The sequence below is a fragment of the Amycolatopsis sp. NPDC006131 genome (genome assembly GCF_040614175.1).
Taxonomy (GTDB): domain Bacteria; phylum Actinomycetota; class Actinomycetes; order Mycobacteriales; family Pseudonocardiaceae; genus Amycolatopsis_E; species Amycolatopsis_E tucumanensis.
In genome coordinates, this window is sequence record NZ_JBEXTX010000025.1 from 15,480 (window position 1) to 37,676 (window position 22,197).

The following is a 22,197-nucleotide window of genomic DNA, read 5'->3' on the forward strand; positions in this document are numbered from 1 at the left end:
CTGCGCGGTCCCGGCAACGGGGGTGAAACACGTGGTGCATACCGTGAACCGCATGACGACCCACCGGATTCCGGCCGGCGCCATCAACCTGTGGCCGGAGCAGCCCGAGAGCACGACCCGGACCGGCGGCACGGAGAACCGCGGCCTGGTGTGGTCGGCGCTCTGGCAGCACGACGAGACCGAGCCGCCCGCCGCCGACGCGCAGTCCTAAGCCGCGAGGCCGAGCCGCGTCAGGTACGCGGACAGCTCCGGTGGCGTGTGGAACGCGCTGCGGATCGCCAGTGCGGCGTCGCAGCCGAAGGCGATTTCGTCCCTGCTGATGGCGTGGCCCTCGGCGCGCAGGCCGTCTCGGTAGGCGTCGAGGACCAGCTCGCGCAGCGCGGGCAGGACGGCGACCGGCAACTCGCCCTCGTCGGCCAGCCCGACGAGGAGCTGGCCCAGGTCGGAACCGACCGGGAGCGGGCACTGCCAGCCGACGTCGATCACCACGAACGTGTCCGGCTCGTCCCGCGGCACCAGGAGGTTCTGCGGGCAGGCGTCGTGGTGCCCGAGGGTCTGCGGCAGCGCGTCGAGGCGGTCGAGCAGGTCCGGCACCCGGCGTGCGAGCGCGCGCTGGTCGTCGCGGGTCATGGCGTCCAGGTGGAGCCGGCCTTCGGCGAGGATACGGAGCGCCGGCCCGGGCGGGCCGCCGAGCCGACGCCCGGCCCAGCGGCCGAGCAGGTGCGCGGCGCGCTCGAACCGGGGCGGGTCCCAGGGGAGGTCCGCGCACTGGACGTCTTCCAGCCACATCGCCACGCGGTCGTCGCCCAGCTCGTCGATGCGGAAGACGGCGGGGGTGCGCAGGCCGGGCGGCAGCCGGAAGCCGGACCGGAGGAAGTCCGCCTCGCCGCGCCAGGGGAACTCGCGCGCGAACCGCTCCCGGAGGCCGGCGGGGATGGTCGCGAACACCGCGGAATGCCGTGGGGCCTGGAGGATGTTGACGAACGCCGGCTGCGGCCCGGTGACGCGGTAGACCGCGGCCGTCGAGGGTGCGGTGGGGGTGAACCGCACGGGCACGATGCGGGTCGGCTGGCCCGCGCCGCGCCGCTGTGTTCCTGGTGGCAGCGTCGAGCCGACGCCGCGTCGCGGAGCTTTTCGTGACAGCGTCGAGCCGGCGCCGCGTCGCCACGGAGCTCGTTTCAGCGGTGCCGCCTCAGCGGTAGGGATCGGTGATCTCACAGAGCTTCTCCAACGTCTCCCGCAGCTGCGCCATCCGGCGCTTGCCCACGTGCTTCTCCCACTCCGCCTCGATGCGGGCAATCTCGGCCTCCGCGACGGGCGCCGCCTCGCGGGCCTTGTCCGTGGCGTGGATCAGGCGCGCCCGGCCGTCCCGCGGGTCCGGCACCCGCTGCACGTAACCGGCCTTCTCCAGCTGGTCCACCAGGAACCCGGCGGTCTGCTTCGTCACCTGCGCCGCCTCGGCCAGCTCGGTCAGCCTGCTGCCGGCCGGGTTGAGCCGCTGCAGCAGCCGCGCCTGCGCGAGCGTCACCTCGAACCCGGCGGCGCGGATCGCGTCCATCACCCGGTTCTCCAGGTGGCGGTACGGGATGTAGAGCAGCAGTCCGGTGTTCACGCGGGCTCCTTGACGATAGTCAGAGAACTTGCCTAAACTAGTCAGACCATCTTACCACTTTCGGGCGAGGTTCCCATGGAACAGAACGACAAGTGGCTGGCGATCGACGCGGAACGCGGGCGGATCGCCGACCTCTACGAGACCCTCACCGACGTCGAACGGACGTACCCGTCGCTGTGCGACGGCTGGACGGTCCACGACGTCGCGACGCACGTGGCACTCGCACCGCACGTCGGAGTGGGCACGGTCCTCAAGGCGGCGCTGCGGGCGCGCGGGAACTTCAACCGCATGGTCTACGACCTGACCAAGCGGGAGTCGGCGCGGCTCTCGCCGCCGGAGGTGGTGGAACTGCTGCGCACGGCCGTCGGCATGCGCCGTCTCGCGCCGCGGCAGAGTCTCGACAACGCGTTGATGGACGTGCACGTCCACGCGCAGGACATCGCGATGCCGCTCGGCCGGCGGCTGCCGATGCCGGCCGAGGCGGCGGTCGCGTCCGCGGACCACCTGTGGGAGATCGGTTTCCCGTTCCACGCCCGCAAACGCCTGGCGGGTCACCGTCTGATCGCGACGGACGCCGACTGGCGCGCGGGCGAGGGCACGGAGGTCCGCGGCCCGATCCAGGCCCTGGTCATGCTGCTGGCCGGCCGCACCGCGACCATCCCGCAGCTGACCGGGATCTAGGCCGCGCGGTTCTCGCGGCCGCGCTCGACGGCGGTCAGACCCCAGCCGAGCGCGATCATGCCGACGCCGAGGCCCAGGTGCAGCCAGTTGTCGGCGTTGTTCAGCGGCACGAAGTTGGCGCCGCTGTCCTGGTCGATGACCAGTCCATAGACCCACAGCAGCAGGTAGACGAAACCACCCAGCACGAGGAACCCGCGAGCGCCGCCCGGGGTGCGGGCCAGCGCCAGGCCCACGACACCGAACAGCAGGTGCACGATGTTGTGCAGGATGGACACGGCGAAGACCCCGAGCAGCATCGCGCCGGAGTGGTGGCCGGCGAAGGTGAGGTCGTCGTAGTTCGTGGTGATCCCCGGGATGAACCCGAGGATCCCGACGAGCAGGAACACGGCGGCGACGATGGTCGCTGCGGTTTGCACGGGTCTGCGGACCCTGGTCGCGGTTGCGGAACGCCCGGTCATGACTACTCCTTTGGGACGAATTGCCCCCGGATAGCCCCGGCGAGCGTTCCGAAACCCGTTCAGGGACGGCGGCCGACGAGATTCATCGCGACGAGGCTCAACACGACCTGGTCGTCCTGGTTGAGCAGCTCGCCGCGGGTGTGGACGAGCCCGCGGTCCGGCTTGGAGCGGGACGCCCGCGCGGACACGACGGTGGCACGCAGCCGCAGCGAGTCACCCGGCCGGACCGGCGCGGGCCAGCGCAGCTCGTCCACGCCCGGCGAGGCCAGGCTGGCGTTGCGGGAGAGGTAGTGGTCGGCGAACAGGCGCATCATGAGGCCCGTCGTGTGCCAGCCGCTGGCGATGAGCCCGCCGAACGGCCCGGTGTTCGCCCACTCCGGCCGGGTGTGGATCGGCTGCGGGTCGAACTGGGTGGCGAAGTCGAGGATCTCCTTCTCGGTGACCGAGAGGTGCCCGTACTCGTAGACCGCGCCCGGCTCGTAGTCCTCGAAGAAGCGCTGGTCGATCGGCGCGGCGAAGTCCGCCTCACTGAGGGTCATCGTCATGGCGCCAGCATCGCACGGACTTCGCCACCCACCTCGGCGCGCGCCGCCCCCGTTGCGGCGGTGGGCACCGGGGCGGCTCGTCGGTCAGCTTGGCGCGAGTTGGCCGCTGGTGGCGGCGGCAGATTGGCACGGGCAGCGAGCCAACCGCCCGCCGGGGGCAGTGCCACCGGCGGTGGTCAGCGCGCCGAGCTGCTCAAGTTGTGCGCCGCCGCCAGGGCGTCCGCCGTCTCAGCCGCCATGCGACGCACGTCGAAGTCTTGCTCAGCCTTCTCCCGGGCGGCGTGGGCGAGTTTGCGGCGCAGCGCGATGTCCGTGCAGACCCGGTCCACCGCCGCGGCCAGTGCCGGTCCGTCGCCGGGTGGGACGATCATCGCCGCGCCCGCCAGTTCGTTCACCACCTCCCCCACCGCGGTCGTCACGCACGGCACCCCGTGCGCCATCGCCTCCAGCACCGCCAGCGACAACGTGTCCCGCCGCGACGGCAGGCAGAACACGTCCAGCCCGAGCAGGAAAGCGCTCACGTCCCGCAGCCGCCCCAGGAACCGCACCGGCAGGCCCCGCGCCCGCTCCGCCAGGTCCCGCCCGTCCCCGGCGACCAGCACCCGCACCACGCGCCCCCGCCGCCGCAGCGTCGCCACCGCGGACAGCAGGTCCGGGCCGGTCGCCCCGCCGATCGCGCCGATCACGGCCGGCGTCCGGTCCGACGGCTCGACCGGCGAGGCCGGGATGTCCACACCAGGCCGGATGCGCGTCACCCGCTCGGCGGGCGTGCCCAGGTCCCGCAACCGCGCCTCGACGATCCGCGACGGCGCCAGCGCCCCGGCCAGCCGCCGGTAGCAGTCCCAGACCGCGCTCGACTGCGGCGCGCCACCGACCCGGTGCAGCGTCGCCACGGTCGGCGCCACCGACTCCGCGGCCTGCACGGCGGCCAGGTTCGCCCCGGCGTCGGCCAGGTTGACGTGCACGACCTCCGGCGAAAGCGCTCGCAGCGCGTTCTCCACCTGCGGCGCCCACACGCTCCGCACCGCCGACGCCACGATCTGCTTCGGCACACGCTCCGGGAACGCGCCGGCGAGCGGCTCCCCCACGACGAGGCTCGGCGCGACCCACGACGGCAGGCACCGCAGCAGCCGCCGGACGTAGACCTCCGCGCCGCCGAACGCCTCGTTGTCCACCACCAGCGCCACGTTCAGGCGTTCCATCGCCACCTCACGTAGTCGGCATACCGGACACAGCTACCCGTTCCGTGATCACCCACACCTAACCGGTCGGTCAGACCCCTGACCGATCGGTTAGCATCGTCCGCATGGAACACGTGACGTGCTGCGTTGTTGGCGGGGGCCCGGCCGGGGTGATGCTCAGCGTCCTGCTGGCCAGGGCCGGAGTCAAGGTGGCCGTGCTGGAGAAGCACCGGGATTTCCTGCGCGACTTCCGCGGGGACACCGTTCATCCGTCCACTCTGCGCCTTCTGGACGAGCTGGGCCTGGGCCGGAAGTTCGCCGAGCTGCCCGGCCCGGAACTGACCGAGATGCGGATGCGGGTGGCCGGGGAAACCGTGGTCGCGGCGAACTTCGGCCGCCTGCCCGGACGGCACAAGCACATCCGGATGGTCCCGCAGTGGGACTTCCTCGACCTGCTGGCCGCCGCCGAACCGCTGGACCTGCGGATGGGCACCGAGGTGACCGGTCTGCGCAGGACGGACGGCCGCGTGACCGGGGTGACCTACCGGGACTCCGACGGCGAGGGCGAGCTGTCCGCGGACCTCGTGGTCGCCTGCGACGGGCGGGATTCGGTGGTGCGCCAGGCTGCCGGGCTGCAGCCCGACGAGTTCCCGCTGCCGATGGACGTGTGGCAGGTGCGGATTCCCGCGCCCCCGCACGACGAACGCGACGGCCGGGTGTTCGGCGTGTTCGGCAACGGGCAGGTCGCGGTGACGATGGACCGCGGCGACTACCACCAGACCTCGTACCTCATCCCGAAGGGCGAGGACGCCCGGCTGCGTGCCCGCGGCCTCGACTGGTTCCGCGGGCGGCTCGCGGAACTGTTCGGCTGGGACAGTGAGGTGCTGGCCGAGATCCGGTCGTGGGACGACGTCAAGCTGCTGGAAACCTCGATGGGCCGGCTGCCGCAGTGGCATGTGGACGGTCTGCTGTGCCTCGGCGACGCCGCGCACACCATGTCACCGGTCGGTGGGGTGGGCGTGAACCTGGCGGTCCAGGACGCCGTCGCGGCCGCCCGGATCCTCGCCGGCCCGTTGTCCGAGGGCCGGGTGTCCACACAGGATCTGGCGAAGGTCCAAAAGCGACGCGAGTGGCCGACGCGGGTGGCACAGCGGGCGCAGCTGGGCGAGCACGAGATGCTGCTGAAGCCGGCACTCGAGGGCACCCTGACCCGCGTGCCGCCCCCGCTGCGCGCGGTGCAGCGGTTCCCGCTCCTCGCGGTGGTCTCGGCCTACCTCGGCGGGATCGGCGTCCGGCCGGAACACGCGCCGGCCTTCGCGCGGCGTTAGGTGATCGCCGCCAGCACGAAGCGCTCCACCTCGTCGGCGGCCGCGTCCAGGTCCAGTTCCGGGTGCGCGAGCCAGTGCGACACCACACCGTCGATCGCGCCGCCGATCGCCAGCGCGACCGTCGTGGTGTCGAATTCGCGCAGCTCCCCGGCGCGCTGGCCGTCCTCCAGCAGGGCGGCCAGCCCTTGCCAGCGGCCGCCGGCGTCGTGCGAGCCGGGCGCCTTGAGCTTCGTCCCGTTCGCGTCGTCGAGCAGCACCTCGGTGATGAGCCGGACGTGCCGCCGGTGGGCCGACTGGTAGCTGATCATGGCGCGCACGTAGGCGGTGACCGCGGACGTGGCGTCGGGCTGGCGGTCGACCCTGGCCCGGACGTAGTCGCCGAACTGCTCGAACACCTGCTCCAGCGCCGCCTGCGCGAGGTTCTCCTTCGACGAGAAGTGGTACAGCACCGCGGCCTTCGAGATCCCGGCCGCCTCGGCGATCGCGGACAGCGACGTGCCGCGGTAGCCCTTGGTCGAGATGAGGTCGATGGTGCACTCGATGATCTGCTCCCGGCGGGCACGCTCGGTGAAGGTCGTCGGCCGGGACATGACCCGATCCTAGAGGTTGCCCGCCCAGCCGCCGGGTATCCGCCCGGAATGCTGTCTTCGATCCTGCGGGGCGCCGCCGCCGGGGCGGCCGGGGCCACCGCCCTCAACGCCGTGACCTACGTCGACATGGCCGTCCGGGGGCGGCCGGCGAGCTCGACCCCGGAGCAGACTGTCGAGAAGGTCGCGCACGCCGTCGGCGTCGAGATCCCCGGCGACGAGCAGCGGAAACAGGCTCGGGCGAGCGGCATCGGAGCGCTGCTCGGACTGCTCACCGGGACTGCGGTCGGCGCCGCCTACGGGGCGGCGCACGGCGCGGGCTGGCGGCCCGGCACGGTCACCGGCGGCCTCGCGGCGACCGGCGCCGCGCTGGTCGCCGCCAACGGACCGATGACCGTTCTGCGCATCACCGACCCGCGCCGCTGGAGCTTCGCCGACTGGGCCAGCGACGTGGTCCCGCACGTCGCCTACGGCTTCGTCACCGCCGCGACCTTCGCCGCCACCGTGCGGAAACGCCGCCGCTGACCACCCGTGAGGGGGAGGTGTATGCGGAACGGCCAGGGGGTATCCCGGCGTCAGCGCTCGATCGGGGAGGGAAACCATGGGCAGGCACCGCATCGACGACGCGGGCACGGACCTGAAGTGGGGCGGTCCGGCTCTCGTCACCGAAGCCAGGCACGCCGCCCGCGGCCGGCACGCGCGGCCCGAGGACGAACAGACGACGCAGCCGCTGGAAGGCGCTCTCACCGGCGAGGTCGCCGTCGCGCCCTGACGGGCCGGAAAGCGCAGGCCAGCGCGTCGCGAACGGGTGCCGCCCGTTCGGGTTGATTAGTGCGAATCGGTATCGGGTACTGCTCCCGCCGTGACACCAGAGGTGGTCGTGGTCGGGCAGATCGCCCGTGACCTCGTCCTGCGCGTGGGTGACGCCCCGGAGGCCGGGACGTCGGCCGCGGTGCGCTCCCGCGATGAGATCCTCGGCGGGAAGGGCGCGAACCAGGCCGTCGGCGTCGCCCAGCTCGGTGTGCCGGTCGCGTTGCTCGCGGTGGTCGGCGACGACCGCGCCGGGCACGACCTGCTGGCCCACGCCGCCGGCGACGGCATCGACGTCTCGCACTGTGTGGTGCGGGAACACGCCCGCTCGGCGCTCATCGTGAACGTCGTCGACGACCACGGCCAGTGGCGCTACCTGGAGGACATCCCCGAAGACGTCCAGGTGGCAGAACACGACGTGCTCTCCTCGGCCGCACTGCTCCGGGACGCGTCATCGGTCATCGTCCAATTGCAGCAACCGGCCCGCACGGTGATGGCCGCGGCCCGGCTCGCCCGCGAAGCCGGCGCCCGGGTGGTGCTGGACGGCGTGCCCGCGGACAAAGAGGTGCTGGCGTGCGCCGACGTCCTCCGCGCCGACGCCAGGGAAGCGGAAATTCTCACCGGACAGCCCGTCGGAAATGTGGCCGAAGGGGTCAAAGCGGGCGTTACGCTGCTCGCGCACGGGCTCGACTTGGCAGTACTTGAGGTGGCCGGCCACGGCAACGTGTTCGTCAGCCGGGCCGGCTACGAGTTCCTCCCGCACGGCGACGCGCACGTCGTCGACACCACCGGTGCGGGAGATGCCCTGGTCGCGACCCTGACCTGCGCGTTGTCGCGGGGGCAGGACCTGCGCACCGCCGCACGAGCGGCGGTCGAGGCAGCGGCGAGCACAACCGAACACGCCGGGGGCCGACCCCGGCTGAACCCCGGCATCCTCGAGTCGCGGAAGCAGTCATGACCCTCAGCCAGCCCAAACCGGCAACCCGGATACTGATAGCCCCGGACCGCGCGGCGCCACCCGTGCCGTGCGAAGAATGCGGTTACTCCGCCCTGCGCATCGCCAAGCTCGTCAACGAGGCGGATGAGCCGCTGGCGACCCTGCTGGTGTGCACCAACTGCCGGGCGCACACTCCACTGCCGGAGTTGCCTGCTCCTCGGCGGCCTTAGGCGCCTGCCGCTACGCGGGTATCTACTGCGCCGGCTTCGCTTCGCTACGCCCGGATTTGCCCCTCCCGAACCCGATCTCTCAGTGTTCGGTTGCCGAGAAGTCGCGTCAAGGCGGGAAAGAGTACCTTGACCCGACTGCTCGGCAACCGATTTGGCTGGGGATCGGGTTGCGGGAGGGGACTGCCTCGTGGAGTGGTTCCTTTGCGTTGCCGGCGTGCGGATGGGAATCCTAAGAAACCCCTACCGGGGCGTGCAGAGGCACCACGGCGCTGGAGAAATCACAGAACAAGAACGCGTCGTACCGGCGCGGAAGCATCGTCGGCACGTAATTCCCCCGCCACTCCAATCGCGGGTCGTACACCACGCCGACCGCTCGGTGTCCCCGCACTTGCGAGGCCCACTCGCCCACCTCGTCGAGCAGGAAGAGCGAATCGGCGTCGGGGACGGCCGCGTGCAGCATCGACTCCAGGCTGTCCTCCCGTGCGGGCGGCACCGGCATGTCCTCCGGGGGCGCGCCCCACCGCGAGCCGGCCATCACCGTGCCCCGGTGCGTGCCGAAGCCCACCGTGAACGACTCGCCGGGGTGGCGTTCCCGCACCAGCTGCCCCACGTTCAGCATCCCGGCCGCGGCCATGTCCGTCGCCCGCGCGTCGCCGATGTGCGTGTTGTGCGCCCACACCACGGCCTTCGCCGACGGGCCGTACGCCTCCAGCAGCCGGTCGAGCGTGTCGGTCATGTGCTCGTCCCGCACGTTCCACGATTCGACGTCACCGCGGACCATCGTCCGGTAGTAGCGCTCCGCCCCGGCGACCACCTCGGCGTTCTGCCGCGCCACGAAACCGGCGTCCAAGCCGGGCACGTCGCCGGTCTCCCGCAGCGAAGCGAGCAGCCGCAGCACGTCGCTTTCGCAGTTTTCCGGCACGAGCCGCGTCGAGTACGCGTAGTCGTGCGGGTCCTCGGCGAACGGCTCGAAGCAGCGCATCGCGGAAAGCGCCGTCTCCACCTGGCCCGGCTGGTGCTCGCGCAGGTACCCCAGGATCTCCCGCAGCGAATCCCACAGGCTGTAGACGTCCAGACCATGGAAACCCACCGGGCGGTCGCCGAACCGCGCCGCGTTGTACGCCGTCAGCCACCGGGCGAATTCCACCACGTCGTCGTTGGCCCACATCCAGCGCGGCCACCGGTCGAAACCGGACAGCACCGCCTCCGGATCACCGCGCCCGCCGGCCACGCAGCAGTGCACGCGGTGGCAGTCCGGCCAGTCGCCCTCCACGGCGACGAACGAAAAGCCCCGCTCCACGATCAGCCGCTTGGTGATCTCCGCGCGCCACCGGTAGAAGTCGGCGGTGCCGTGCGAGGCCTCCCCCAGCAGGACGAAACGCGCGTCGCCGATGCGGTCGATCAGCGGGTCGAGGTCCTCCACCCGGCGCAGCCCGATGGCGTCCTCGCGCGGGGTCAATACGAGAGCTCCTTGGCCGCGGCCTGCGCGGTGGCGAGCTCCTGGCACAGCCGCACCGTGACCTCCTGCGCCCTGGCCAGCGCGGCCGTGGCGTCGAAGACCGACGTGATCAGCGTTTCGTACCCGCCCTGATCACCCGGCACGTCCAGGTTCCCCAGCCACAGCTGCCGTTCCAGCCACGTGCCCAGTTCGGGCAGGCTGCGCGCGACGTTCTGGGAGAGCAACTTGAGCGATCCGAGCACCTGGTAGATCTCCGCGGCGCCGTCGATGCCGGTTTCGCCGCCCACCCCGGAGGCGCGGTGGTACAAGCCGCGCGTCGCCAGCTGGGCCTGTTCCGCCAGCCCGCCGCAGCTGGCCGCCACCTCGCTGTTCCGTGACACGTCCATCTTCGCCGGTCCCCTGTCTGACGCCGGTCGTACTGGTTCAGCTTTCCCGTTCCGCGCCGAAACCAAACCGTGCCGGGCGAAACGTTCAACGGAGGATCAACGCGGGTAGAGGTGTCACGGGGACTTACGCGCGAGAGGGGAGTGGGCGATGGCGACGACCGTGTGGCTGGGCCGGTTCGAAGGCATCCGGGTGGGTCTGCATTGGAGTGTCTTCGCGATGGCCGGGGTGCTGGTCGTGGCACTGCCGTTCACCCAGTGGGCGCCGCTCGCGCCGGTGCAGGGGGTGTTCGCCTACATCGTGGCGAGCCTGATCACCGCCGCGCTGTTCGTGGTGTCGCTGTGCGCCCACGAACTCCCGCACGCACTCGTCGCGCGGCGATCGGGACTCGAGGTCCGCGAGGTGACCCTGTGGTCGCTCGGCGGCGTCACGCGGCTGCGCGGCGAACCGCGGTCGCCCGGCGTGGAGTTCCGCGTGGCGTTCGCCGGGCCGCTGATGAGCCTGCTGCTGGCGGCGATCTTCGGCTTCGCCACCTGGATGACGTCGCCGATCGGCGATTCGCTGTCCGGCGCGGTGCTCGGCTACCTCGCGGTGCTGAACCTCGTGCTGGGTGTGTTCAACCTGATCCCGGTGGCGCCACTGGACGGTTGCCGCGTGCTGCGGTCGATCCTGTGGGCGGCGTGGAACGACCGGCACCGCGCCACGCTCGGCAGCGCACGCGCCGCCCGCGTCCTCGGCTTCGCCGTGTGCGCACTCGGCGTGGCGACCCTGCTCCGCGGGCCGATCGGGCTCGGCGTGTGGCCGTTGCTGGTCGGCCTGTTCATCGTCAACCTGGCGCTGGCCGAGGAACGCGACGCCGAACTCGGCACCAGCCTCGCCGCGATGCGGGTGCGGGACGTGATGACCATGCGCCCGGCCACCGCGCCCGCCGCCACCACCGTGGCGACCTTCCTGCGGGACAACGCCATGCTGCGCCAGCACTCGGCCTACCCGCTCGTCGACCCGGTCGGCCGGTTCGCCGGGCTGGTGACGCTGACCCGCATGCGGGCCGTCCCGCCGGAGCAGCGCCCGAACACCCTGCTCGGAGAAATCGCCTGCCCGCCAACGGAAATCCCGCGCGCCACCCCGGACGAGCCGCTGCTGGCGTTGCTGCCGCGGATGTCCGGGTGCGCCGACGGCCGGGCCCTGGTGTTCGACGCCGACCGGCTCGTCGGGATCGTGTCGCCGTCCGACATCAGCCGCGCGGTGACGCTGCGCGGTCTCGGCGTGGACTGGCACGGCGGCGCGGACGTCGCGGTCGCGCGCAGCCCGTCCAGCCCGCCGCTGGGTCGTCCGGCCGCCCAGCGCTGGCCGTGAGTTTCGGCACCTCCGGGCAGGGGAATCCTCGCTTCCGATGAGCCACGAAAACACCCAGCGAGACGTGCGGCGCCTGGCCGATCAGCTCGTGGACGGCCTCGACCGGGAAGACCTGGACTCCGTGTCCCGCGTGCTGCCCAGGATGATCGGCGCCGACGCGCCGGACGCCGGCCTGCTCCGGCCCCTGTGCGCGGAGCTGGTCACGGTGATCGCCCGCGAAGTGCGGGCCCGCGCCGCACCGGAGGGCGCGGACCTGTTCACCATCGCGCTGTCCGACGAGACCGACGAGGCCGTCCCGATCGACGACCTCCAGCCGGCGCTGCGGGCCGTCCTGCGCGCCGTGCTCGCCGAGCTCAACCAGGACAGCGCGGGGCTGGCGGCGCAGCTGGAGTTCATCGCGGGGGACCCGGATCCGTGCGGGCAGATCGACGCGCTGATCCACCTGGTGTCCTGGGTCCACGACCTGCCGCAGACGTGAGCGGCCAGTGGTGGCGGGACGCCGTCATCTACCAGGTCTACATCCGCAGCTTCGCGGACGGCACCGGCGACGGTGTCGGGGACCTGGCCGGCCTCCGCGCGAAACTCCCCTACCTGTCCGGCCTCGGCGTGGACGCGCTCTGGATCACCCCGTGGTACCCGTCGCCGATGGCCGACGGCGGCTACGACGTGGCCGACTACCGCGACATCGACCCGGTGTTCGGCACGCTCGCCGACGCCGAGGCCCTGATCGCCGAGGCGCACCGGCACGGCCTGCGGATCATCGTCGACATCGTGCCCAACCACACCAGCGACCGGCACCCGTGGTTCCAGGCCGCGCTGGCCGCCGGGCGCGGCTCGCCGGAGCGGGAGCGGTACGTGTTCCGCGACGAGCCCAACGACTGGCGCAGCGTCTTCGGCGGGTCCGCGTGGAGCCGGGCCGGCGACGGCCAGTGGTACCTGCACCTGTTCGACAGCACGCAACCGGACCTGAACTGGGACCACCCGGAGGTGCGCGCGGAGTTCCTGGACGTCCTGCGGTTCTGGCTCGACCGCGGGGTGGACGGGTTCCGCATCGACGTCGCGCACGGCATGGTCAAGGACCCGGCGCTGCCCGACCTCGGCCTGGACCACGAGGGCCTGGTCGAGCCGCCGGACCGCAGCGACCACCCGCACTGGGACCGGCCCGGCGTGCACGAGATCTTCCGGTCCTGGCGCGAGCTCGCCCGCCACTACGGCGACGACCGGATCTTCGTGGCCGAAGCGTGGGTGGACAGCCCTCAGCGGCTGGCCCGGTACGTGCGGCCGGACGAGCTGCACACCGCGTTCAACTTCGACTTCCTGCGCTGCCCGTGGGACGCGGGGAAGCTGCGGTCGGTGATCGACTCCAGCATCGCCGCGCTCGCCGCGGTGGGCGCGCCTGCCACCTGGGTGCTGTCCAACCACGACGTCAAACGGCACGTCACCCGGTACGGCGGCGGGCTGCCGCGGGCGCGGGCCGCGTTGCTGCTGATGCTCGCGCTGCCCGGCGGCGCGTACCTCTACCAGGGCGAGGAGCTGGGGCTGGAGGAGGTCGAAGACCTGCCGGAGGAGGTGCTGCAGGACCCGACGTGGGAGCGGTCCGGGCACACCAAGCGCGGCCGCGACGGCTGCCGCGTGCCGCTGCCGTGGTCCGGCTCGGCGCCGCCGTTCGGGTTCTCGGCCGGCACGCCGTGGCTGCCGCAGCCCCCGCACTGGGCCGCGAAGACGGTCACCGCGCAGGAGGACGACCCGGGCTCCACGCTGTGCCTCTACCGGGACGCGCTGCGGATCCGCAAGGAACACCCCGCACTCGGGGACGGGGAACTGTCGTGGTTGGACAGTGCGCCGGACGTGCTGGCGTTCCGGCGCGAGCCGGGGGTGGTGTGCGTGGTCAACCTCGGCTCGGAGCCGATCGCGCTGCCGCCGCACCGGAAGATCCTGCTGGCCAGCGCCGAACCGGCGGACGAACTCGCCCCCGACTCCGCCGTGTGGCTGTCAGCCTAGGTGCTGGCGCAGCTGCTGGCAGGCGTCCTCGCAGCTGCGGCAGGCCTCGGCGCACACCGCGCAGTGCTCGTGGTGCCCGGCGTGCTTCTCGCACTCCTCGGCGCACGCCCGGCAGGCCTTCTCGCACAGCGCGAGCAGCTCGGAGACGATCCCGGCGGGGTCGCCGCGGCGGGACAGCACCTGCGCGGTCGCGGCGCACACGGCGGCGCAGTCCTGGTCGAGCTTGATGCACCGCACCATCGGGGCCGGATCCGGTTCGGACAGGCAGGCGTCGGCACAGGCCGTGCAGGTCTGGGCGCAGGACACGCACTCCTGCAGGCACGCGGCGATGGCCTCCGGGTCGAGGCCGCCGAGGCCGGCGGGGTGGGTCTGCACCATGCGCAGGGCGTTGGTCATGACGTCCTCCTCTCCCCCGGCGCATACCCGGCCCGGCCGGGTCCAACCGTTTGCCCGGCCGCCGCCCGGGTAGGCCTTGGCACATGTCCGAACTACCGCTGCCCGAGTACGACGAGCTGCCACTGGCCTCGCTGCAGCACCGCATCCGGTCGCTCGACGAGGAGCAGCTCGACCAGCTGATGTCCTACGAGCTGAAGCACGCCAACCGGCTGCCGGTGCTGGAGCTGATGCGCGTGCGCAAGCGCCAGCTCCACGAGGGCGCCGAGCCGTCGCACGGCGAGCACACCAAGATCCCCGAGGTGACCGGCCACGCCGGCGGCTCACCCGCCAAGCAGCAGACGGCGGCCGAGCCGAACACCCCGCTGCGCCACGGCGTCGCCGACCAGACCCCGCACCGGGGACGTTCCTAGATCCGCTGTCCGGGGACGTTGGTGACTGGCTGACACGCTGAGGACGGTCTTGACAGGGGTGAGGCCTCCGGGTTCGGTGTGGCTTGCGGCAACAACGCCGATCACCAGGAGGTCCTCGATGGCGCACCGGAACGCGCCATTGACCCCCACCGTGTGATCGGGCCACCGGCGAGCCGATCCGCCGCTACCAAGGCGACCGCCGGGGCGAGCTGATCCACGTCGATGTCGCAAAGCTCGGCCGCATCCCCGACGACCACTCCCGCCTGGCCTGCACCGAAACCCTGCCCGACGAGAAAGCCATCACCTGCGCCGCGCCCACGCCTGGTTCGCCGAACACGACATCGGCATCGGCGGCCACACCCCCGAACCAACCTGACCAAAAACACACCTAGAGCCGCTCCTGAACGCGGCGCAGCGTCTCGCGCAGGTTGTCCTCCGAGACGGCGTCGATCGCTTCGTCGAGCGGGAGCCACTTCAGCGGCGCGTCCGGCTTCTCCGGCCGCGCCGCTTCCGGCTGCCCGGTCGCCAGCACGTACCGCAGGTCCGCGTGTTCGTGCGCGGGCTCGGCGCCCTTCGCGGGCACCGGGACGACCACCGCGTGCAGCAGGTCCGCGGTCGGCCACGGCCGCAGATCGGTCAGCCCGGTCTCCTCGCGCCCTTCGCGCAGCGCGATCACCAGCGGGTCCGTCTCACCCGGGTCGCCGTGCCCGCCGACCTGCAGCCACGCCTGCTGACGCTGGTGCCACCGCAGCAGCACGCGGCGGCTCTCCGGGTGCACGATCACGGCGGAACCGGTGACGTGCAAGGGAATCTCCCGCGAGAACGGGTCCGCCGCGGTGGCCAGCACCTCCTGGATCCGCGCCACATCGGCGTTCTCGGTCTCGTCCCGTGCGGTGTAGGCCTCCAGCATGCCCGCAGCCTACGACGTTTCCGCCCCACGGATGGGGGAACACCCCGCCGGTGTCCAGACACGACGAACTCCGCCGGACCGCACGCGACACCTTCGGCTGGGCGGAACTGCGCGACGACCAGCTGACCGCGATGGCAGCCCTGCTCGACGGGCACGACGTGCTCGCCGTCATGCCGACCGGGTCCGGCAAGTCCGCGATCTACCAGATCCCCGCGCTGCTGATGGACGGGCCGACGCTCGTCGTGTCGCCGCTGACCGCGTTGCAGCGGGACCAGGTGGGGCAGATCGAGGACAGCGACGCCCCGGACGCGGTCGCGGTCAACTCCGCGCAGCCCGCGCGCACCACGAACAAGGCCTGGGACGCGGTCACCCGCGGCGACGCCGAGTACCTGTTCCTCGCGCCGGAGCAGCTGGCCAAGGACGAGGTGCTGGAGCAGCTCGACGAGATCCGGCCGAGCCTGTTCGTCGTCGACGAGGCGCACTGCGTGTCCGCGTGGGGCCACGACTTCCGGCCGGACTACCTCCGGCTCGGGCACGCCATCGAGCGGCTCGGGCACCCGCGCGTGCTGGCGCTGACCGCGACCGCGGGCGGGCCGGTGCGGGACGACATCGTCTCCCACCTCGGCCTGCGCGACCCGGTGCGCGTGGTGTCCGGGTTCGACCGGCCGAACCTCCACCTCGCGGTGCACCGCGCCACCACCGAGGAGGACAAGCGCGCCGCCCTGCTGAAGTGGGTGCGGGACGCGGAGAAGCCCGGCCTCGTGTACGCCGCGACGCGCAAGGACAGCGAACGCTACGCCGAGGAACTGGGCGCGGTGGCCTACCACGCCGGGATGAAGGCGGCCGACCGCAAACGCGTGCACGAAGACTTCCTCGCCGACCGGGTGGACGTCGTCGTCGCCACGTCGGCGTTCGGCATGGGCATCGACAAGCCGAACGTGCGGTTCGTCGTGCACGCGTCGGTGCCCGAGTCGGTCGACTCGTACTACCAGCAGATCGGCCGCGCCGGCCGGGACGGCGAGCGCGCCGACGCGCTGCTGTTCTACCGGCCGGAGGACCTGAGCCTGCAGAAGTTCCTCACCGCGCGGCGCTTCGACGACGAGGGCATCGCCGAGCTCGCCGAGTCCCTGCGCGAGCAGGACGGCCCGGCCAGCCCGCAGGAGATCGACGGCGAGGTGGACCAGTCGCACCGCCGGGCGATGAACAACCTGAACCTGCTGGAGCAGACCGGCCTGGTCGAGGAGACCGGGCAGGGGAAGTTCAGCTACGCCGACACCGACCCGGAGGAGGCGACCGAGCGCGCCGCCGAGGTGTCCGAGCAGCGCAAGAAGCTCGACCGGTCCCGCGTCGAGGTGATGCGCGAGTACGCCGAGACGTCCGCGTGCCGACGCCAGTTCCTGCTCGGCTACTTCGGCGAGACGCTGGACGAACCGTGCGGGTTCTGCGACACCTGCGACGCGGGCACGGCGGCCGAGCTGACCCCGTCCGACGGCGAGTTCCAGCCGGGCGCGTCGGTGCGCCACGCGGAGTGGGGCACCGGCCAGGTCGTACGCCGGGAGGCCGAGAAGGTCACCGTGCTGTTCGACAAGGCCGGCTACCGCTCGCTGTCGCTGCCCGCGGTCCGCGAGAAGCACCTGCTGACCGAGGAGTGAGTCCCCGGCTCAGGGCGCGTAGGCGTCCAGGCCGAACAGGTCGAACAGCTTCTGCTGCACCGCGTCCCGGCAGGTCAGCAGCCGCCGGGTGCGCGGACGGCCGCCGGTCGACGGGTACCGCAGCACCGTCTCCCCGATGCGGGACAGCAGGTCCAGCAGCTCACGCACGGACAGGTCCAGCCCGGCCCGGTCGGCCTCCTGCCGCATCACGTGCGTCACCGCCGTCGCCAGCACGCTCACCAGCGAGTGCACCGCGATCCGGTGCTCGGTCCAGTGCCGCCGCGGCGCGGACGCGGCCACGAACGGGCCGTTGAGCTGCCGGAACGTCGAGTCCAGGTGGTAGCGCGCCCGGTACGCGGTGATCACGTCGGCGACCGGCCAGTCGTGGTCGGTCACGAGCAGCTGCTTGCCGAAGTACTCCTCGTCCAGGCGCGACCGGGCGTTCTCGTCGACCCGCCACTCCAGCCGCAGCTCGGCCGGGCGCGTGCCGGTCAGCCGCGTGGACAGCACGCGGTCGACCCACCGCACCCGGGTGATCCGCGCGATCTCGGTCAGCACCTGCTCGCGGGGCCGTCGGTTGGTGCCCGCCGCCAGCGCCAGGGCGAGACCGTCGAGCTGCCGTGTGGCGCTGCTCAACGCCTGGGCGAACCCCCGCGCCTGCGCGGCGTGCAGCTTCGCCGAGTGCGTGAGCACCACCCGCCGGGTCGTGCCGGACACCACGGCGTGCGTGTCGAGGGCCGTCACCCCGGCGAAGCGGTCCGGGCCGACCGACCGGCGCGCCGACGCCGGGCGCGCCAGCAGCTCGGGGTAGTCGCCCAGCGGCAACGCGCCGACGAAGTGCCTGCCGTCGTCGAGGTCGAGCTGCGCGTGCTGGCCCGTCTCGAACACCAGCGTCACCGGGCCGGCCACCCGCGACGCCAGCCGGTCGGCCGACACCCCGAACGGGACCGCGCCCTCCCGCCGGTACACGCTCGACGCCAGCGGGATCGCGCCGTCCCGCGTGACCACCGTGCTCAACCCGGCCGGGGAGGCCGCCGCGGTTTCCGATTCCGCGTAGGTCGCGAAGTTCGGCACGTCCACCGCGAGCAGGATCGGCTCCGGCAGGTGTTCCCGCACGCGCGCGGACACCGCCTCCTCGATCCGCTCCAGCTGCGCCCGCGTCAGCCGCCGCGTGGCGCGCCAGAACTCGTCGTCCTGCACGGCGGCCGCGGCGATCCGTGGCCGCACGAACCGGCTCGCCGCGCTGTCCGCCCACCACTGCGCCAGATCCGTGCCCGGCGCGGTCGCGCGGTGCAGCACCGACAACGCGAAGTACGTCCCGATCGACACTTTCGCCTTGCGCGAGCCGAGCACGTCGTCGATCGCCGAGCGCACCTGGAGCCGCTCCAGGGTGGACCAGACGGCGGCGACGTCACCGAAAGCCAAGTGCCGCGTACCGTCGGGTGAACCGGCTGCACCGTCCAGAGCTGCTGCGATGTCTTCGGCGGTGCCGAGATAACGCTGCGACGTGATCCGCGGCGCGCCGTTCACCCGCCCGGTGTGCGCGAGGTAGTAGTAGGTCTTGCCGCCGACCCGCTTGCCGATCACCGAAGCCACACTTTAGGTAATACGCCCGCACCGGCCGCGGCGCAACGACCACGGCCGTGGTGAGCAGCGGAAACAGGGTTCCCGCCACCCGGTGTGGCCGATCTTGCGCGGTCTGGTCCTGGCACCGCGGGCGGGCCGGTCCTAGCGTTTCCGGTATGGCATCCGCTCCCACCGCCTCCGCGATGCGCCGCGCGCTGGCCCGTGCCCGCGACGGCAAGACCCTCGACATCACCGAGGCGACCGTGCTGTTGCACGCGCGCGACGAAGACCTCGAAACGCTGTCCGAGCACGCCTCCCGCATCCGCGACGCCGGACTGGCCGAAGCCGGCCGCGAAGGCGTCATCACCTACAGCCGCAAGGTGTTCATCCCGCTCACCCGGCTGTGCCGCGACCGCTGCGGGTACTGCACTTTCGCGACGGTTCCGGGCAAACTGGACGCCCCGTTCCTGTCGCCGGACGAGGTGCTGGAGATCGCGCGGCAGGGCGCCGCGATGGGCTGCAAGGAAGCCCTGTTCACCCTCGGCGACCGCCCCGAGGACCGCTGGAAGCAGGCCCGCGAGTGGCTGGACGCGCACGGCTACGACGACACGCTGTCCTACGTGCGCGCGATGGCGATCCTGGTGCTGGAGCAGACCGGTCTGCTGCCGCACCTCAACCCCGGCGTCATGACCTGGCAGGACCTGCAGCGCCTCAAGCCGGTCGCGCCGTCGATGGGCATGATGCTGGAGACCACCGCGACCCGGCTGTGGAGCGAGCGCGGCGGCCCGCACTACGGCTCGCCGGACAAGGACCCGGCAGTGCGGCTGCGGGTGCTGGAGGACGCCGGCCGGACGTCCGTGCCGTTCACCACCGGCATCCTGATCGGCATCGGCGAGAACTACGAAGAGCGCGCGGACGCCCTGTTCGCGATCCGCAAGGTGGCGCGCCAGTACGGCGGCATCCAGGAAGTCATCGTGCAGAACTTCCGCGCCAAGCCGGACACCAAGATGCGCGCCACGCCGGACGCCGACCTGCAGGAGCTGGCCGCGACGATCGCCGTCGCGCGGCTCGTGTTCGGCCCGAAGATGCGCATCCAGGCGCCGCCGAACCTGATCGGCAGCCAGTACGACCTCATGGTGCGCGCCGGGATCGACGACTGGGGCGGGGTTTCGCCGCTCACGCCCGACCACGTCAACCCCGAGCGCGCCTGGCCGCAGATCGACGAGCTGGCCCGGCAGACCGAGAAGGCCGGTTACACGCTGCGCGAGCGGCTGACGATCTACCCCGAGTACCTGCTCGCCGGTGAGCCGTGGCTGGATCCGCGCGTCGCCGGGCACGTCGCCGCGCTGGCCGATCCGGAGACCGGCCTGGCGCGGGAGGACGCGGTCCTGGAGGGCCGCCCGTGGCAGGAGCCGGACGGCGGCTGGCAGGACCAGGCCGGCACCGGGCGCACCGACCTGCACGTCGAGGTCGACACCACCGGCCGCACCGAGGACCGGCGCAGCGACTTCGACTCCGTGTACGGCGACTGGAATGAACTCGCTTCGCAGGTTCCGACCGCGCCGCGCCGGATGGACACCGACATCGCGGAAGCGTTGCGCCGCGCGGAACGCGACCCGGCCGGTCTGTCCGATGCGGACGCTCTCGCGTTGTTGCACGCGGACGGCGCCGAGCTGGAGGCGCTCGCCTCGCTGGCGGACGGGCTGCGCCGGGACGTCAACGGCGACGACGTCACGTTCGTGGTCACGCGGAACATCAACTTCACCAACGTCTGCTACACCGGCTGCCGGTTCTGCGCGTTCGCGCAGCGTCGCACGGACGCCGACGCCTACACGCTGTCGCTGTCGCAGGTCGGCGACCGCGTCGATCAGGCGTGGGAGGCCGGGGCGACGGAGATCTGCATGCAGGGCGGCATCCACCCGGACATGCCCGGCACGGCGTACTTCGACCTGGCGGCCGAGGTGAAGCGGCGGCAGCCGGACATCCACCTGCACTCCTACAGCCCGATGGAGGTCGTGAACGGCGCGTCCCGGACGAACATGTCCATCCGGGACTGGCTGACGCGCGCGCACGAGTCCGGTGTGGACTCCCTGCCGGGCACGGCGGCGGAGATCCTGGACGACGACGTGCGGTGGGTGCTCACCAAGGGCAAGCTGCCGACGTCGAGCTGGATCGAGGTGGTGTCCACGGCGCACGAGCTGGGGATCCCGACGACCTCGACGATGATGTACGGGCACGTCGACACGCCCGCCCACTGGGTCGGGCACATCAAGCTGATCGCCGACCTGCAGCGGCGGGCGCTGGAGAAGACCGGGCGGCGCGGGTTCACCGAGTTCGTGCTGCTGCCGTTCATCCACCAGAACGCACCGATTTATCTGGCGGGGCTGTCCCGCCCTGGCCCGACGAAGCGCGAGAACCGGGCGGTGCACGCGCTGGCGCGGATCCTGCTGCACGGCCTGATCGACAACATCCAGTGCTCGTGGGTGAAGCTGGGCGAGGACACCTGCCGGGACGTGTTGAACGGCGGCGTGAACGACCTCGGCGGCACGCTGATGGAGGAGACGATCAGCCGCATGGCGGGCGCGGACAACGGCTCGTACAAGACGATCAGCGAGCTGGAGAAGATGGTCGCGCCGATCGGACGCCCACTGGTCCAGCGCACGACCACGTACGGCCGCCCGTCGCCGGACCGCGTGGCGGCGGCACTGGCCTCCGACGGAGTCGCCCAGGCCGTCCGACGGCCGCTGTCACTGCCGATCGTCAGCTGAGAGCCGGCGCCCGGGGCGGCGAACACGGCCGTGTTCGCCGCTCCGGGTTCGCCCCTCCACCCGCTGCGTCGAGTCCACCCTCCCGCCACCGCGTACGCCCCTCCGCGCGGCGTGTTCGCCAGTTGGCGCGGGTTCGCCCTCGACCGCGCATTCGCCCACCGGACGGCGCGTTCGCCACTCAGCGCGCCCAGTTCGCCATCTGTGTCCCGCGTCCGGCTGATTCGCCTCTCCGGGCGCCTTGTCGCCTTCACGGGCACCGATCAGCCGGCCGCCGAGTCCACCCCTCCAGCCACCGAGTCGGCCCTCCGCGCGTGGCGCGTTCCCCACTCGTGTCAGAGGTTCCACACCCGCGGTGGTTCACCCCTCCGGGCGGCGAGCCAAGCGCGGCGTCAGCCGACGTTGTCCGTGGTCACCTCGTCCAGGAAGCGCGCCACGTTGGCGAGCATCCGCTCCACCCGCTCCGCCAGCGGCGCGCGTTCCACCGGGTTGTGCACCGCCGGGCGGCGCTTGCCCCGCAGGTACAGCCCGCAGGCCAGGTCGGCGCACACGTACGTCCCGACGGTGTTGCCCTGCTTCCCCGCCGCGCCGACCCGCCGCGCGGCGAACAACGACACGTCCGTCGCCGCGTGGATCGTGCCGCAGAAGGCGCACAGCGAGGACTTCAGGGAGCTCCGGTGCTTCGCCGCGGCCCGCAGCGCGACTCCGACCACCTCGTCCCCGTAGGGCGCCACGAGGTAGGCGTTCTGCGCCGCACGCGGGTCCCGCCAGCCGAGGAAGTCCACTTCGGACCAGTCGAGCCCGGACAGTCCTGGCGGCAGCGCCAGCCGTTGCGCTTCCCCCTTCGAGCAGTTCACGAACGACTTGCGGATGCGGTTCTCGTCAAGGGGTTGCACGGCCGGAATGATCCGTCGCAACGCCGCGAGCGG

24 protein-coding genes and 1 pseudogene are annotated in these 22,197 nt (G+C 72.2%); 13 read left to right on the forward strand and 12 right to left on the reverse strand.

The window, feature by feature from the left end:
- Positions 1-52: 52 nt before the first annotated feature.
- A complete protein-coding gene (locus tag ABZ215_RS15795) occupies positions 53-211 on the forward strand; it encodes a hypothetical protein (RefSeq protein WP_017984551.1) in 159 nt (52 codons plus the stop codon).
- Here the strand turns inward: ABZ215_RS15795 and ABZ215_RS15800 are convergent.
- Positions 208-1,050, reverse strand: coding sequence for a hypothetical protein (locus ABZ215_RS15800; RefSeq protein ID WP_354950088.1), 843 nt, complete (start codon positions 1,048-1,050; stop codon positions 208-210). The genes ABZ215_RS15795 and ABZ215_RS15800 overlap by 4 nt on opposite strands.
- 142 nt (positions 1,051-1,192) lie before the next feature.
- Entirely contained in the window at positions 1,193-1,612 is a 420-nt protein-coding gene (locus tag ABZ215_RS15805; protein ID WP_354950089.1) for a MarR family transcriptional regulator, read from the reverse strand.
- Positions 1,613-1,687: 75 nt separating this feature from the next.
- Here ABZ215_RS15805 and ABZ215_RS15810 point away from each other — a divergent pair, with 75 nt between their 5' ends.
- Positions 1,688-2,293: a maleylpyruvate isomerase family mycothiol-dependent enzyme gene (locus tag ABZ215_RS15810; RefSeq protein ID WP_354950090.1), complete on the forward strand. Its 606-nt coding sequence runs from the start codon at positions 1,688-1,690 to the stop codon at positions 2,291-2,293.
- Here ABZ215_RS15810 and ABZ215_RS15815 read toward each other — a convergent pair.
- The 3 genes from ABZ215_RS15815 to ABZ215_RS15825 form a co-directional block, all read right to left on the reverse strand.
- Entirely contained in the window at positions 2,290-2,751 is a 462-nt protein-coding gene (locus ABZ215_RS15815) for a DUF4383 domain-containing protein (RefSeq protein ID WP_020423059.1), read from the reverse strand. The genes ABZ215_RS15810 and ABZ215_RS15815 overlap by 4 nt on opposite strands.
- A gap of 59 nt (positions 2,752-2,810) precedes the next feature.
- Positions 2,811-3,296: a MaoC family dehydratase gene (locus ABZ215_RS15820; protein ID WP_020423060.1), complete on the reverse strand. Its 486-nt coding sequence runs from the start codon at positions 3,294-3,296 to the stop codon at positions 2,811-2,813.
- Positions 3,297-3,472: 176 nt separating this feature from the next.
- Entirely contained in the window at positions 3,473-4,498 is a 1,026-nt protein-coding gene (locus tag ABZ215_RS15825; RefSeq protein WP_354950091.1) for a glycosyltransferase family 4 protein, read from the reverse strand.
- Between the two features lie 104 nt (positions 4,499-4,602).
- Between ABZ215_RS15825 and ABZ215_RS15830 the strand changes: the two genes are divergently transcribed.
- Entirely contained in the window at positions 4,603-5,805 is a 1,203-nt protein-coding gene (locus ABZ215_RS15830) for an FAD-dependent oxidoreductase (protein ID WP_354950092.1), read from the forward strand.
- Here the strand turns inward: ABZ215_RS15830 and ABZ215_RS15835 are convergent.
- A complete protein-coding gene (locus tag ABZ215_RS15835; protein ID WP_237338830.1) occupies positions 5,802-6,395 on the reverse strand; it encodes a TetR/AcrR family transcriptional regulator in 594 nt (197 codons plus the stop codon). The genes ABZ215_RS15830 and ABZ215_RS15835 overlap by 4 nt on opposite strands.
- A gap of 48 nt (positions 6,396-6,443) precedes the next feature.
- On the opposite strand from ABZ215_RS15835, the gene ABZ215_RS15840 reads away from it, so the two are divergent.
- The 3 genes from ABZ215_RS15840 to ABZ215_RS15850 all read left to right on the forward strand — a co-directional run bounded on the left by ABZ215_RS15840 (position 6,444) and on the right by ABZ215_RS15850 (position 8,160).
- Positions 6,444-6,917, forward strand: a complete 474-nt coding sequence (locus ABZ215_RS15840) for a hypothetical protein (RefSeq protein ID WP_237338829.1) — start codon at positions 6,444-6,446, stop codon at positions 6,915-6,917.
- Positions 6,918-6,993: 76 nt separating this feature from the next.
- Positions 6,994-7,164 (forward strand): hypothetical protein, encoded by a 171-nt coding sequence (locus ABZ215_RS15845; protein WP_020423065.1) that lies wholly within the window; start codon positions 6,994-6,996, stop codon positions 7,162-7,164.
- 90 nt (positions 7,165-7,254) lie between these two features.
- On the forward strand, positions 7,255-8,160 hold the full coding sequence (locus tag ABZ215_RS15850) for a PfkB family carbohydrate kinase (RefSeq protein ID WP_354950093.1): 906 nt from the start codon (positions 7,255-7,257) through the stop codon (positions 8,158-8,160).
- A 438-nt stretch (positions 8,161-8,598) separates the two neighbouring features.
- On the opposite strand, the gene ABZ215_RS15855 is transcribed toward ABZ215_RS15850, so the two are convergent.
- Both ABZ215_RS15855 and ABZ215_RS15860 read right to left on the reverse strand, forming a co-directional pair.
- Positions 8,599-9,828, reverse strand: a complete 1,230-nt coding sequence (locus tag ABZ215_RS15855) for an erythromycin esterase family protein (protein WP_354950094.1) — start codon at positions 9,826-9,828, stop codon at positions 8,599-8,601.
- On the reverse strand, positions 9,825-10,214 hold the full coding sequence (locus ABZ215_RS15860; RefSeq protein WP_020423069.1) for a hypothetical protein: 390 nt from the start codon (positions 10,212-10,214) through the stop codon (positions 9,825-9,827). Before ABZ215_RS15860 ends, ABZ215_RS15855 begins: the two co-directional genes overlap by 4 nt.
- Before the next feature lie 148 nt (positions 10,215-10,362).
- Here ABZ215_RS15860 and ABZ215_RS15865 point away from each other — a divergent pair, with 148 nt between their 5' ends.
- The 3 genes from ABZ215_RS15865 to ABZ215_RS15875 are packed head-to-tail and all read left to right on the forward strand — an operon-like array spanning position 10,363 to position 13,569.
- Complete coding sequence (locus tag ABZ215_RS15865) at positions 10,363-11,568, forward strand: site-2 protease family protein (RefSeq protein ID WP_354950095.1); 1,206 nt, start codon at positions 10,363-10,365, stop codon at positions 11,566-11,568.
- Between the two features lie 37 nt (positions 11,569-11,605).
- The gene (locus ABZ215_RS15870; RefSeq protein ID WP_354950096.1) at positions 11,606-12,046 is read left to right on the forward strand and encodes a hypothetical protein; all 441 of its coding nucleotides are present in this window, start codon (positions 11,606-11,608) and stop codon (positions 12,044-12,046) included.
- Positions 12,043-13,569 carry a glycoside hydrolase family 13 protein gene (locus ABZ215_RS15875; protein ID WP_354950097.1) on the forward strand — a complete coding sequence of 509 codons (1,527 nt, stop codon included), beginning with the start codon at positions 12,043-12,045 and terminating at the stop codon, positions 13,567-13,569. Before ABZ215_RS15870 ends, ABZ215_RS15875 begins: the two co-directional genes overlap by 4 nt.
- Here ABZ215_RS15875 and ABZ215_RS15880 read toward each other — a convergent pair.
- Positions 13,561-13,965 carry a four-helix bundle copper-binding protein gene (locus tag ABZ215_RS15880; RefSeq protein ID WP_354950098.1) on the reverse strand — a complete coding sequence of 135 codons (405 nt, stop codon included), beginning with the start codon at positions 13,963-13,965 and terminating at the stop codon, positions 13,561-13,563. The two genes, ABZ215_RS15875 and ABZ215_RS15880, sit on opposite strands and share 9 nt — an antisense overlap.
- A gap of 83 nt (positions 13,966-14,048) precedes the next feature.
- On the opposite strand from ABZ215_RS15880, the gene ABZ215_RS15885 reads away from it, so the two are divergent.
- Both ABZ215_RS15885 and ABZ215_RS15890 read left to right on the forward strand, forming a co-directional pair.
- On the forward strand, positions 14,049-14,375 hold the full coding sequence (locus ABZ215_RS15885) for a hypothetical protein (RefSeq protein WP_020423074.1): 327 nt from the start codon (positions 14,049-14,051) through the stop codon (positions 14,373-14,375).
- 155 nt (positions 14,376-14,530) lie between these two features.
- Positions 14,531-14,724 (forward strand): annotated as a pseudogene (locus ABZ215_RS15890) (IS481 family transposase); the annotation flags it as partial.
- Between the two features lie 39 nt (positions 14,725-14,763).
- Here the strand turns inward: ABZ215_RS15890 and ABZ215_RS15895 are convergent.
- Entirely contained in the window at positions 14,764-15,285 is a 522-nt protein-coding gene (locus ABZ215_RS15895; protein ID WP_354711848.1) for an NUDIX domain-containing protein, read from the reverse strand.
- A gap of 50 nt (positions 15,286-15,335) precedes the next feature.
- On the opposite strand from ABZ215_RS15895, the gene ABZ215_RS15900 reads away from it, so the two are divergent.
- On the forward strand, positions 15,336-16,937 hold the full coding sequence (locus tag ABZ215_RS15900; RefSeq protein ID WP_354950099.1) for a RecQ family ATP-dependent DNA helicase: 1,602 nt from the start codon (positions 15,336-15,338) through the stop codon (positions 16,935-16,937).
- A 9-nt stretch (positions 16,938-16,946) separates the two neighbouring features.
- Here ABZ215_RS15900 and ABZ215_RS15905 read toward each other — a convergent pair whose 3' ends face one another.
- On the reverse strand, positions 16,947-18,533 hold the full coding sequence (locus tag ABZ215_RS15905; protein WP_354711846.1) for a transposase: 1,587 nt from the start codon (positions 18,531-18,533) through the stop codon (positions 16,947-16,949).
- Between the two features lie 146 nt (positions 18,534-18,679).
- Here ABZ215_RS15905 and ABZ215_RS15910 point away from each other — a divergent pair, with 146 nt between their 5' ends.
- Positions 18,680-21,271, forward strand: coding sequence for a bifunctional FO biosynthesis protein CofGH (locus ABZ215_RS15910; protein ID WP_354950100.1), 2,592 nt, complete (start codon positions 18,680-18,682; stop codon positions 21,269-21,271).
- Between the two features lie 389 nt (positions 21,272-21,660).
- Here the strand turns inward: ABZ215_RS15910 and ABZ215_RS15915 are convergent, their stop codons facing one another.
- A complete protein-coding gene (locus ABZ215_RS15915; RefSeq protein ID WP_354950101.1) occupies positions 21,661-22,164 on the reverse strand; it encodes an FBP domain-containing protein in 504 nt (167 codons plus the stop codon).
- Between the last annotated feature and the right edge of the window lie 33 nt (positions 22,165-22,197).

Coding starts and splice junctions, on each gene's coding strand:
- ABZ215_RS15795 (WP_017984551.1), top strand. CDS start 53: ATGACGACCCACCGGATTCCGGCCGGCGCCATCAACCTGTGGCCGGAG.
- ABZ215_RS15885 (WP_020423074.1), top strand. CDS start 14,049: ATGTCCGAACTACCGCTGCCCGAGTACGACGAGCTGCCACTGGCCTCG.
- ABZ215_RS15825 (WP_354950091.1), bottom strand. CDS start 4,498: ATGGAACGCCTGAACGTGGCGCTGGTGGTGGACAACGAGGCGTTCGGC.
- ABZ215_RS15820 (WP_020423060.1), bottom strand. CDS start 3,296: ATGACGATGACCCTCAGTGAGGCGGACTTCGCCGCGCCGATCGACCAG.
- ABZ215_RS15860 (WP_020423069.1), bottom strand. CDS start 10,214: ATGGACGTGTCACGGAACAGCGAGGTGGCGGCCAGCTGCGGCGGGCTG.
- ABZ215_RS15810 (WP_354950090.1), top strand. CDS start 1,688: ATGGAACAGAACGACAAGTGGCTGGCGATCGACGCGGAACGCGGGCGG.
- ABZ215_RS15840 (WP_237338829.1), top strand. CDS start 6,444: ATGCTGTCTTCGATCCTGCGGGGCGCCGCCGCCGGGGCGGCCGGGGCC.
- ABZ215_RS15910 (WP_354950100.1), top strand. CDS start 18,680: ATGGCATCCGCTCCCACCGCCTCCGCGATGCGCCGCGCGCTGGCCCGT.
- ABZ215_RS15815 (WP_020423059.1), bottom strand. CDS start 2,751: ATGACCGGGCGTTCCGCAACCGCGACCAGGGTCCGCAGACCCGTGCAA.
- ABZ215_RS15870 (WP_354950096.1), top strand. CDS start 11,606: ATGAGCCACGAAAACACCCAGCGAGACGTGCGGCGCCTGGCCGATCAG.
- ABZ215_RS15835 (WP_237338830.1), bottom strand. CDS start 6,395: ATGTCCCGGCCGACGACCTTCACCGAGCGTGCCCGCCGGGAGCAGATC.
- ABZ215_RS15880 (WP_354950098.1), bottom strand. CDS start 13,965: ATGACCAACGCCCTGCGCATGGTGCAGACCCACCCCGCCGGCCTCGGC.
- ABZ215_RS15865 (WP_354950095.1), top strand. CDS start 10,363: ATGGCGACGACCGTGTGGCTGGGCCGGTTCGAAGGCATCCGGGTGGGT.
- ABZ215_RS15845 (WP_020423065.1), top strand. CDS start 6,994: ATGGGCAGGCACCGCATCGACGACGCGGGCACGGACCTGAAGTGGGGC.
- ABZ215_RS15895 (WP_354711848.1), bottom strand. CDS start 15,285: ATGCTGGAGGCCTACACCGCACGGGACGAGACCGAGAACGCCGATGTG.
- ABZ215_RS15830 (WP_354950092.1), top strand. CDS start 4,603: ATGGAACACGTGACGTGCTGCGTTGTTGGCGGGGGCCCGGCCGGGGTG.